Below are 11,609 nucleotides of genomic sequence, written 5' to 3' on the forward strand. Positions count from 1 at the left end.
TCTTCCTTTAAGTTAAGTATTATTTTTAATTATACTCCTTATTTGTAAAGAGAGAAAAATATTATTCAATTTCAGCTTTATCACCATGATTTTCAAGCCAATCACGACGGTCTTTGGCTCTTTTTTTCGCCAAAAGCATATCTAAAATTTCAGCATCATCATACGTATTAGAGATTGTAAGCTGTAAAAGTCTTCTAGATGATACATCCATAGCTGATTCACGTAATTGGATAGGATTCATCTCGCCAAGACCCTTGAAACGCATAATATTTATCTTACCTGTTAGTTTGGTATTCTCAGCTAAAATCTTTTCTTTTTCGTTTTCATCAAGAGCGTAAAAAGTATTCTTACCGATGTCAATTCTAAATAGTGGCGGTTGAGCAATATAAATGTGCCCATACTCGATAAGTTTTCTGAAATGTTTAAGAAACATGGCGCATAAAAGAGTTGCAATATGTAGACCATCTGAGTCAGCATCAGCAAGGATACAAATCTTGTTGTATCTTAAGCCAGAAATATCATCACTATCTGGATCAACGCCAATTGCTGTAGCTATGTTATGAACTTCTTGGGAGTTCATAATAGTATCTGCATCAAGCTCCCAACTATTTAGGATTTTACCTTTAAGAGGTAAGACAGCTTGAAAGTTTTTATCACGTGCTTGTTTAGCGGAGCCCCCAGCAGAGTCACCTTCTACTATAAAAAGTTCAGTCGAGTTTACATCAGAACTAATACAATCTGTAAGCTTACCAGGCAAGCGAATCGAAGTATTCATAATACGCTTACGAGTAGTTTTTTTATCAGCGTTAATTCTTTTTTGGGCAATGCTATTAATATTTTCGATGATTTGACGGGCTTCATCAGGATTTTGATTTAGCCATATTGTTAGCAAATCTTTGACAGCTGTGGTTACAAATGAAGTCACATCTTTATTGGAGAGTTTTTCTTTTGTCTGGCCTGCAAATTGAGGATTTGTTATCTTTACGGATATTACGTAATTTAACTTAGCAAATGAGTCGTTTGCTGTAATTTTGACATTCTTTATCCCAAGAGAATTTTTTTCAATATAAGTTTTAATAGCTTCATAAACACCATTTTTAAGACCTGTAACATGTGTGCCATCTTGTGGTGTTGGAATTAGGTTAACATAACTGTTTTTGATACTTTCTAAAGGATCCTCACACCAGCAAAATACAGCATCTAAATAAGAATCACCATTTGAAAAATTATCTATCATAAAAGGCTCAAGAGGAAGAGTCTCAGCTTCTAATTTATGGTCAAGGTAACCTTTTAATCCTGTTTCAAAATGCCAAGAGATTCTTTCTTTTTTTATTTCATTTGAGTATTTAATTGTAAGTGCTTTGCAGAGTATTGCTTTAGCTTCTAAGAGATTTTTAAGAGCTTTAACGTTAACTTTGATATCATCAAAATATTTTTTATTAGGCCAAAATCTAATTTTAGTACCAGTATTTTTTTTACCAACGCTATCAATGATCTCTAAATCTTTAGTTTTTAGACCATCTTCAAAAGTTATTTGATAAACATTACCATCACGTTTGATTTCTGCTTCAAGTTTGCTTGATAAGGCATTGACAACAGAAACCCCAACTCCGTGAAGACCACCAGAGTGTGTATAGTTTTTGTTGCTGAATTTACCACCTGAATGTAGTTTGGTCATAATAAGCTCGATACCCGACATTTTGTGCTCTGGATGGATATCTACAGGCATACCGCGACCATCATCAGCTACTTCGATACTATTATCATCATATAAGGTGATATTTATTTTACTAGCATATCCAGCTAAAACTTCGTCAACACTATTATCAACAATTTCTTGTATAAGATGGTTTGGGTTTTCGGTATTAGTGTACATACCAGGTCTTTTCTTTACAGGATCTAAACCAGTAAGAACTTCGATAGATTTAGCATTATAGTTTTGCATTTATAAATTTTTAGATATTTGAAATATATTATTTAAAGTAGATTCTATCATATAATCATTTTAATTCGTAAACCTAAGGCATAAAGGTCCTTGATATTTACTTTTTGAGGAAATAGCAGCTGTAAGGAAAAAATATTATTAGTCCAATAAGTGGTAGCAATACAAAAGCAAAAGCTAAAGTAAATTCACTACCAAAATCAATTTGACTAATTACAGCAGTAGTTATTGAAGCAATTCCCATCTGCATAAAACCCATAACTGAAGATGCTGCTCCAGCAGTAGTAGTAAAGTTCTCTAATGCTATTGGTGTTAATAAGGGCACACTAAATGATACACCTATAAATGTCAGAGAAAGAACACCTGTTAAAGCTACAGATAGAGTTAATCCTGTTAATTTATGGAATGCATAAATAAAGAGTAATCCTGATATTAAAGTACAAAACATACCAAAATTAACTAGATGCTTATAAGCTATTACACGACTTAGCTTTGAGCATATAATTGATCCTAATACTACAGCAGTAACCATAATTGTAAGTAGATATAAGAAATTAGCTTTTTCAAGCTTTAAAATATTTATAAAAATATCCGGAGCTGTAACTAAACAGGCGTATATCACACTAATATTTATTCCTAATACAAAGGTTGCAAAGAAGAATTGATGATCCTTGAAAAGGGAAAAGTAATTCTTAAAGAAGGATCTCAGGGTTAGTGCATCTATATTTTTTTCTTTTACTGTTTCTGGAAAAAAAACAGTTACTTGAATAAATAAAAATGTAGCTGCGACTAATAATATCCAGAATATCAGGTTAGGACTAAGGAAAACTCCTAGAATAGCACCAAATGCAGGAGCTAAAGCAAAAGCAATATTCATAATAGCAAATATAGCGCCTTGCTCACTAACTTTAAAAGCATCTTTGACGGCAACTGTTGCTATTACACCGCCAGCAGCAGCACCAAATCCCTGAAGTAGTCTTGCATAAATTAGAGTGTCAATATTTGTGCTGAGTAGACATATTATTGAACTAATGATAAAAAAGCCTGACCCCACTAACATTACAGGCTTACGTCCAAACCTATCTGAAAAAGGACCGTATAAAAGCTGGCTAACTGAATAACCAAGTAGGTAAGATGTTATAGTTAGTTGTACATGAGGATAGTCTGTGCCTAAAATAGTTTTGATTTCTGGTAAAGCAGGAGCATAAATAGTGTCACCAAAAGGTCCCAAAGAGACCATTAGAATCAAAATGAAAATCGATGGACGTATACCTTTATACATTAGTCAGAACCACTCTTACTAAAGTCACCAACTATTATGGTGGCAGTTTTACCTTTTGGTATAGGGGTTGTGTTATTTGATGTCACAACACCCTCAGCTATCGAAGAGTCAGAGTTTTGTGCTTCTGAATTTGTACTGTTGCTCGAACTTGGTAAATTTTGATTAGTTGAGTTCGATATATCTGTATTATTAGCTTCTGCTACAACAGCTGCAGTTGTCGCTGCTGAGCCAGTACTGTTTTTAGACTTGTCAGAGTCAACTTCTTTGCTAGATAGATCTTTTGGTGTATTTTCCATAGGAGCCGATTTTGGTTGTTCTAGAGGATAAATAACCTTAACGTTTTGACCTCGGTCGACTTTATAGTCACCTAGTATATTTTCATAAATAACTCTATCACTATGAGCATCAACTAAATATGTAGTACCACTATCAGCTTCTACAAGTATACCTTTTTCAGTTGGAACTAATTGTCCTGAAATTCCATAGTCAAAAAAGTCGCTTTTAGGAGTAAGTTTATATCTACCTAAGTAATCTCCATTCAGCGAGTTGAAAAAGTGTAAATAACCTTGATAATCAGCGACTACAATCAATCCTTTATAATATATAGGAGCAGTTATTTTGCGCCACTCTAGTATATTTTGTGTCCAAACCGTATCTCCAGTTTGGATATCGTATGCTTTAAGCTCACTATTAGCTTGTACTGTGAAAATCACACCATTATTAATAGCCATATTATTAATTATAGAAGCTTTTTTTGCCCAAAGCATTTTTCCGGTATCTCTATCTAGAGCAACAATAGCACCTTGATAGGCACCAAATATAAGATAGTTACCATATAACATTGGATTTGATGTGATATCTACCATCTTATCAGCAGGTGAAGAACCATGGGCAATAGCAATTGGTAAGTTGATAGTTCTATCACCATTGTCTAGAGTAAAGCCTAGTACTGTACCAAAAGCAGACCCTACCATCACAGTGTCATTAAGTATAATAGGAGATGAGTCACTTGGTAGTGTTATCTCAGGAATATTGTTTGTTACATTCCATATTTTTGCACCGTTGGTGGCATCAAAAGAAGTCACAGAACCATCGTGAGTATGGGTATATAAATGGTTGCTATATATTGTTGGTTGAGAAAAGATACTACTTGGAGCATCTGTCCGCCATAGTATTTGACCATCTTTTTGATCAACAGCTGTTAAAGTTCCTTTTATAGAACCAAATATTACCGCGTTAGCTATAGTACTTGGTTGAGATGATAGAATGGTACCAGTATCATGTTTCCAAATTATTTTACCATTTGCAATTGCTAAACCATAAGCCATACCATTTTGATTAGGAACAAATACCATATCATTGGCATAAGCAGGGGAAACATTATAGATTGGTAAACCGCCATTACCATTACCCGTAGATCTGCTCCATTTAACTTTCACCTTAGCCTCCTTAGGAGGTTTTTCAGCTAATGGTGTGGGTGGTGGGACATTACTCTCAGAACAACTAGCGACTAATAATGATAGTAGCAAAGGAGTTGTTAATAAAAATAATTTTTTCATGATTATTTAGCGTTATTTATAAGTTGGGTAATTATTTGTTTGAATTCAGCTGAGCTGTTAGGATCTTGTAGAGCTTTCTTCCAAGCATCTAATGCTTTATCCTTATCTTTTTTCTCGCTATAAGCTTCGCCTAATAGCGTTAGTGGATATGCATTGCTATTTAGAGAGCTAATACTTTGAAGAATAGAGATAGCTTTATCAGGGTTGTTACTTGATATATAAAGCTTAGCAAGCCTAACTTTTGTAATGTCTGTTAAGCTATCATTAGGGTTGCTTTGGACACTCTGTTGCAATACATCAATAGCTTTAGGTAGGTTGGATAAATTAACATTAAAACTCTTGGTATCTAAATCAGTAGGAGCCATATATAAATCAGCTAATTGCCAACTAGCAAATATGCCAAAGCTAGTATCAGGGTAGTTTTTTGTAACTTCTTCAAATTTAGCTATTTTTACACTTGTAGGTGATTTAGGGTTTTCATTTGCAATTAGTGCTCTTTGGTAAATATCTGATGCTTCAAACATGCGTTTTTCATTATCAGAGTTATAAAACTGTAAAATTATAGTACAAATGATAGCTACAACTATTATACCTACTATCGTATATAGGGCTTGACTTTGTTTTTTAGATAAATTTTTCATGGTTATTGACGTCTACAAATTAAATTTGTTTATAGTAAACTTACAACATCTTAACATAAAAGTTGCCAACGTTCTAAGTTTATTAGTTAGATTTAGAATGTAATGTTTCGGTCTTTTATGCTAAAATATGATTTTGTTTTCCTGAGTTTAATCAGTAATTATTACGTTTAAAAATTATTTGAATATGGCATTAATATCTTTAGCAATTGATTATAAAAAATCCCCAATAGAAGTTCGTAGTGAGTTTGCACTTTCAGGGCTTGATGTGTCGATGTTATATAAGTCAATACTAGCTATAGATAATGTTGTTCATGCTGTGATTTTGTCAACATGTAATCGGACTGAAGTATATCTTGAAATAACAGATTTAAGAGTTGTCGATGATATTTTGGCTTGGTGGCAAAGTTATGTTAGAAATCCAGAATTTAAAATAAGAGATTACTTTAAATTACGTCAAGGTACCGAAGTAATCATGCATTTGATGAAACTAGCATGTGGTTTGGAATCTATGGTTTTAGGAGAACCTCAGATATTAGGTCAGGTTAAAGATTCATATACTCTTAGTAAAAAAAATCATGCTATAGGTAAGGAATTAGATAGAGTCTTCCAGAAGGTTTTTGCTACAGCTAAAAAAGTTCGTAGTGAAACAAGAATCGGTCACTGTCCTGTATCAGTAGCATTTTCAGCAATTACTTTAGCTAAGAAACAGTTAGACAATATTTCTACTAAAAATGTGCTTATAATAGGTGCTGGTCAAACAGGAGAGCTTTTATTTCGCCATGTGACGGCTCTTAATCCTAAACATATTATGTTAGCTAATAGAACAATAGAAAAAGCCGAAAAAATTACATCTACCTTTAATAATGCTAGTGCATATTACTTGGCAGATTTGCCTAAATTAATTAAAAAAGCGGATATTATAATTGCTGCAGTTAATGTTACTGAGTACATAGTCAAATGTGAAGATGTAGGAGAAAAGCCAAGAGTTTTCATTGATATTTCTATACCACAGGCATTAGATCCTAAATTAGGAGATCTAGAACAGAATGCTTATTATTGTGTTGATGACATTAATACAGTAATAGAAGGTAATAAGGATAAAAGGAAACATGAGAGCTCAAGAGCTCAAAAAATTATTGTAAAATCACTAGAAGATTATCTAGAAAAAGAAAAAGCAATTATTTCAAATAGTGCTATTAAGGAACTATTTCAAAAGGCGGATGGTTTAGTGGATTTATCATTAGAAAAAAGCTTAGCGAAAATAAGAAATGGTAAAGATCCTGAAGAAGTGCTTAAAAGATTTGCTTATGAAATTAAAAAGAAAGTATTACACTATCCTGTGGTCGGTATGAAAGAGGCTTCAAAGCAGGGTAGAAGTGATTGTTTGGTATGTATGAAACGAATGTTTGGTTTAAATGTGGAAAAATAAATGAAAGATTCTATTAAAGCAAAACTGCAAAGTTTGATAGAAAGACATGAAGAAGTTAGTGCATTGTTAGGTGAAGCTAATGTTATTTCTGATCAGAATAAGTTTAGAGACTTATCAAAAGAATATTCTCATCTTGAGCCTATTGTTAAGGCATTTAAAGAATACACTCAAGCTCTTGAAGATAAAGAAGCCGCCTATGAAATGCTTAATGAGAAAGATGCAGAGCTAGTTGAAATGGCAAAAGAAGAATTAAAGTCAGCTAATGAGTCAATTGAGAGACTTGAAGATGAATTACAGATACTTCTTTTACCACGTGATCCAAATGATGATGCTAATATTTTCTTAGAGATTCGTGCTGGAACTGGTGGTGATGAAGCATCAATATTCTCCGGTGATTTGTTTAAGATGTATTCAAAATACGCTGAGCAAAGAGGCTGGAAAATTGAAGTCGTTTCAGCTAGTGAAGGTGAGCATGGTGGTTACAAAGAGATTATCTCAAGGATATACGGCGATGGCGTATATTCACAATTAAAATTTGAATCTGGTGCTCATAGAGTACAAAGAGTACCTGCTACAGAGTCACAAGGTAGAATTCATACTTCAGCATGTACTGTTGCGGTTATGCCTGAAGCTGATGAGGTTGAGGGAATTGATATTAATCCTGCTGATATTAAAGTGGATACTTTTAGAGCATCAGGTGCTGGAGGGCAGCACGTCAATAAAACTGACTCAGCGATTAGAATTACACATATCCCAACAGGTGTGGTTGTTGAATGCCAAGATCAAAGATCACAGCATAAAAATCGTGCAGCTGCAATGTCAATGCTTAAGTCAAAACTTCTACAAGCAGAGATTGATAAACAACAAAAAGAGCAATCTGATACACGTAAGAATCTAGTAGGTAGTGGTGATAGATCTGAGAGAATTAGAACGTATAACTATCCTCAAGGTAGAGTTACTGACCATCGTATTAACTTAACTCTTTATAAACTTGATGAGGTTATGGAAGGAAGTTTAGATAGTATTATCCAGCCACTAATTTTAGAGCATCAAGCTGATCTTCTAGCAACTATGTCAGATGAGTAATATCTCAATATCTCAATTGTTAGCTTCAGCTGTAGCTAAATTTCCTCAAAGTGACTCATCAATAAAACATGATCTACAAATGATTATTTGCGATGTTTTGAGTGTTGATAAGACTTATCTTTATCTAAATTCTGATAAGCAGTTAGATAATGCCATACTTACAAAAATAAATGGGAAAATTTTACGTCTTTTAGCGGGTGAGCCATTAGCTTATATTCTTGGTTATAAATATTTTTGGAATCAAAAGCTATATGTAACTAAAGATACTCTTATACCCCGAGCAGATACTGAGGTTATAGTTGCTGCAGTGTTAGATGATATACAAGATAAAAATGCTCAACTAAAAATATTAGATCTTGGTGCAGGCTCTGGCGCGATTGCTTTAGCTTTGGCTGATGAGCTACCTAGGAGTCAAGTTGTAGCTGTTGATTTATACTCTAAGACTCTAGATGTTGCTAAAAAAAATGCTCTAGCCAATAAGATTGTTAATGTTGAATTTATGCAAAGTAGTTGGTATGAAAATTTAGATGGGACTAAGTTTGACATCATTGTATCAAATCCACCATATATAGATGTTGACGATGCCAATATTGATGATAGTGTTAGAGAGCATGAACCATCAAGAGCTTTATTTGCGGCAGATAATGGCTTAGCAGATATTAGAATAATCATATCCCAAGCAGGTGGTTTTCTAAAGCAGGGAGGATATTTGTATATAGAACATGGCTTCACCCAAGCGAATGATATAGCAAATATATTTTCTCAGTATAGTTTCGGTGACATTCAGACTATTAAAGATTTAAATTATAAAGATAGGTGTACAAAAGCTAGGTTTTGTGGTTATTTATGATAAGGGTGGCCTTCTAATATCGTATAAGCTCTATACAACTGTTCAGCAATAATGATACGTACTAGAGGATGAGGGAAAGTCATCTTTGATATGGATATTTTTTCTTTAGCAATATTTTTGATACTTTGATCTATACCATCTGGACCACCAATTAAAATCACAACATTTGGATGGTTAAACTTCCAATTTTGTATTTTTTCAGCTAGTTCTTCCGTTGAAATTATTTTAGAGTTAACATCAAGAATTACTAAGTGATCAGAGTCACTAAGTTTAGTAAGGATAGTTTTAGCTTCTTGTTCCATCCAAAGTTTGGGATTACCAGTTTTAGTTCGTTTAGCTATTGGTAATTCGATCAGTTCAAGTGGGATTGATTTACTTAGGCGCTTTTTGTACTCATCATAACCTTCGCTAACCCATTTAGGTGGTTTTTCTCCTAAAGAGAGTATTCTAATTTTCATAAACTATCTCGTAAAGCACATAAGATTTTCATTTGAAAGTTCTAGGTTAAATTTGTAGTCAGCTACATTGAACTTTTTAATATCACTAATATTTTCTATCCTATTTTCAAGAATGTACCTTGTCATTAATCCACGTGCTTTTTTAGCATGAATCCCTATAGTCTTATATGTACCGTTTTTATTTTCCTTAAAATCAATGTCTAGCCATTTTGCATCTAAAGATTTTTTATCTATTGCTTGGGAATATTCATTAGACGCAAGATTTATCAAAACTTTATTTTGTTGCTGGTTGAAGTATTCATTTAATTGAGCTGTGATCTTATCTTGCCAGTACTTATGTAGAATTTTGCCATCAATTTTAATTTTTGTACCCATTTCTAATCTATAAGCTTGCATTAAATCAAGAGGGCGTATCAGTCCATATAGTCCAGATAACATCAAAAGATGATTTTGAGCATATTCGATAGTTTCTTTGTCTAGCGTATCTGCCTCAAGACCTTTATAAACGTCTCCACTAAATGTAAAAATAGCAGCTTTTGAATTTGACTCGTTATAACTCTTAGGGTCAAAGTTATTATGTTTAGCAAATACTTCTTCAGCCAGTTTAGGACTGATTTTCATTAGCTTTTCAATCTCATCAACCTCATAATGTTTAAGGGTATTTATAAGCTTGGTTATTTGATCTTTGAATATTGGTTGTGTAAATTGATACTTTGCTATTGCGGTTTCAAAATTTTGACTTTTAGCAGGCGATATAACTATTATCATGATATTTGTCGAATCTAACTATTTTTGATAATAATACCAATTTATCTTAGATAATGGAATTTGCTTTGTTAGCTTGTAATTTTAGGATATATCTAGTAATATACGTAACGCTGACTTGGTTTCCACGCAATGATAGATTGTGAACCCCGCCAGGTCCGGAAGGAAGCAACGGTAACTTTTGATTCATGTGCCGTGTCAAGGCTAAGTCAGCACTTTTTAGAAAAAGTCAGTATTTTTGATCATAAATTATATATAATGTTTTTACTGTATGAATGGTTTAAACTTTATAAATGCTTAGTACAAAATCAAATATAAAATATCAGGTATTTGTTTACCTTTTGATATTCGCTTATTTTTTAATTATAAATCTGTGTCAACCTTTGATGATGGATGATCTTTGGCGATCAAATGTAAATGCTCTTCATGATGGAACTATATGGTTTCACATTAGAAGTGACTATTTCTATTGGACTGGTAGAGTTTCGGCACAATTACCAGTTTATATTCTTTTTAACAAAAGTTACCCTTCTTTGATTTATGTTGTAGATATGCTAAATGCACTTGCATTAACAGTGTTGGTTGTTTACCTGTATAAATTAATATTTAGAGATCAAGTTAGTATTCTATCTAGAAAATTCATTATATATGCTTGTCTATTTATGGGTTACTTTATAGAAAATACTTTTTTAGGTAATGCAATGTGGAAGACCATAGACATTCAGTATCTTTGGGGTATTAGCTTGCTTGTATGGGGTTTTTATTTTCTTTTCGTAGAGAACAAGCACTCAAAAGTATTAAGTATTATTTTGGGTATTTTTCTTGGTTTATATAACGAAGCATTTTTCATGGTAATTTTTACCATTTGCTTTTACTATATAATTCATCAAATTGTCAAAAAAGATAAACTAAATAAAAATACTTTATATTTTGTCATACCATTTATAATTGCGGGTATCGTGATGATGGTAGCGCCTGGAAACTTTGCTAGAACTAGTGATATGCTTGCGGGACAATCTCTTTTAGGATATATATTTCATAATTTATTTGATACAACTATGAAGTTTTTTTCAAAATTTGAACTTTCACTACCATTTATTCTTTCTATATTTATGGTTTTTGCTTTTGAAAAGGATATAAAAACTAAGGTTCTTACAATTTTATGCTTAGTATCGATTTCTCTGACAACATTTCTTATTATGTTTGGTTTAGAAATACGAGTTGAAATGCTATATATGCTTATATATTTTTATATTATATGTAAATACTTATTTCGTTCAGGTTTCTCATATTTATTTGATAAGTTATACTTATTTTTTGTTATTGCTTTATTATTTTTTGCAGTTAAGTTTTTTTATGCTTATCTTCAATTAGGATATTATAACCATCTTAGAATGAACGAAGTGAGACACTATCAACAAGCTGGTAATAAAGATATTTTATTAACAAAACTACCATTAAGAACGAATACTAAAATTATTTATATTGATTTAATTCCTAAATCAGATGATCCTGAATATATTAGAAAGTGGGGATGGAACAATGAGCAGTTTGCACAATATTATGGTTTTGATAGTGTTTTTGCAAAGTAGAGTGG

Annotated in this window: 10 protein-coding genes and 1 other RNA gene; 5 read left to right on the forward strand and 6 right to left on the reverse strand. The window is 32.6% G+C overall.

The features are described 5' to 3' along the window. Window positions 1–61: 61 nt before the first annotated feature. The 4 genes from parE to FTPG_RS03700 all read right to left on the reverse strand — a co-directional run bounded on the left by parE (window position 62) and on the right by FTPG_RS03700 (window position 5,424). Window positions 62–1,945, reverse strand: coding sequence for a DNA topoisomerase IV subunit B (parE, locus tag FTPG_RS03685; protein WP_004287082.1), 1,884 nt, complete (start codon window positions 1,943–1,945; stop codon window positions 62–64). Window positions 1,946–2,042: 97 nt separating this feature from the next. Then, the gene (locus FTPG_RS03690; protein WP_004287083.1) at window positions 2,043–3,224 is read right to left on the reverse strand and encodes a multidrug effflux MFS transporter; all 1,182 of its coding nucleotides are present in this window, start codon (window positions 3,222–3,224) and stop codon (window positions 2,043–2,045) included. Further along, window positions 3,224–4,783 carry an outer membrane protein assembly factor BamB gene (bamB, locus tag FTPG_RS03695; RefSeq protein ID WP_004287084.1) on the reverse strand — a complete coding sequence of 520 codons (1,560 nt, stop codon included), beginning with the start codon at window positions 4,781–4,783 and terminating at the stop codon, window positions 3,224–3,226. Before bamB ends, FTPG_RS03690 begins: the two co-directional genes overlap by 1 nt. 2 nt (window positions 4,784–4,785) lie before the next feature. Continuing rightward, complete coding sequence (locus FTPG_RS03700; RefSeq protein WP_004287085.1) at window positions 4,786–5,424, reverse strand: YfgM family protein; 639 nt, start codon at window positions 5,422–5,424, stop codon at window positions 4,786–4,788. 184 nt (window positions 5,425–5,608) lie between these two features. On the opposite strand from FTPG_RS03700, the gene FTPG_RS03705 reads away from it, so the two are divergent. From FTPG_RS03705 to prmC, 3 genes are read left to right on the forward strand one after another with little or no spacing between them, the layout of a single operon-like run. Further along, window positions 5,609–6,853 carry a glutamyl-tRNA reductase gene (locus FTPG_RS03705; RefSeq protein ID WP_035722270.1) on the forward strand — a complete coding sequence of 415 codons (1,245 nt, stop codon included), beginning with the start codon at window positions 5,609–5,611 and terminating at the stop codon, window positions 6,851–6,853. After that, on the forward strand, window positions 6,854–7,939 hold the full coding sequence (prfA, locus tag FTPG_RS03710; protein WP_004287087.1) for a peptide chain release factor 1: 1,086 nt from the start codon (window positions 6,854–6,856) through the stop codon (window positions 7,937–7,939). After that, window positions 7,932–8,789, forward strand: coding sequence for a peptide chain release factor N(5)-glutamine methyltransferase (gene prmC, locus FTPG_RS03715; RefSeq protein WP_004287088.1), 858 nt, complete (start codon window positions 7,932–7,934; stop codon window positions 8,787–8,789). Before prfA ends, prmC begins: the two co-directional genes overlap by 8 nt. Here the strand turns inward: prmC and rlmH are convergent. Continuing rightward, window positions 8,780–9,247 (reverse strand): 23S rRNA (pseudouridine(1915)-N(3))-methyltransferase RlmH, encoded by a 468-nt coding sequence (rlmH, locus tag FTPG_RS03720; RefSeq protein WP_004287089.1) that lies wholly within the window; start codon window positions 9,245–9,247, stop codon window positions 8,780–8,782. The two genes, prmC and rlmH, sit on opposite strands and share 10 nt — an antisense overlap. A gap of 3 nt (window positions 9,248–9,250) precedes the next feature. Continuing rightward, window positions 9,251–10,015 carry a peroxide stress protein YaaA gene (gene yaaA / locus FTPG_RS03725; protein ID WP_004287090.1) on the reverse strand — a complete coding sequence of 255 codons (765 nt, stop codon included), beginning with the start codon at window positions 10,013–10,015 and terminating at the stop codon, window positions 9,251–9,253. Between the two features lie 113 nt (window positions 10,016–10,128). On the opposite strand from yaaA, the gene ffs reads away from it, so the two are divergent. Both ffs and FTPG_RS03730 read left to right on the forward strand, forming a co-directional pair. After that, window positions 10,129–10,225: signal recognition particle sRNA small type (gene ffs / locus FTPG_RS09645), an RNA gene on the forward strand. A gap of 80 nt (window positions 10,226–10,305) precedes the next feature. Further along, entirely contained in the window at window positions 10,306–11,604 is a 1,299-nt protein-coding gene (locus FTPG_RS03730; protein WP_004287091.1) for a DUF6056 family protein, read from the forward strand. Window positions 11,605–11,609 lie beyond the last annotated feature (5 nt).

It is taken from the genome of Francisella philomiragia subsp. philomiragia ATCC 25015 (assembly GCF_000156715.1).
Classification (GTDB): Bacteria; Pseudomonadota; Gammaproteobacteria; order Francisellales; family Francisellaceae; genus Francisella; species Francisella philomiragia.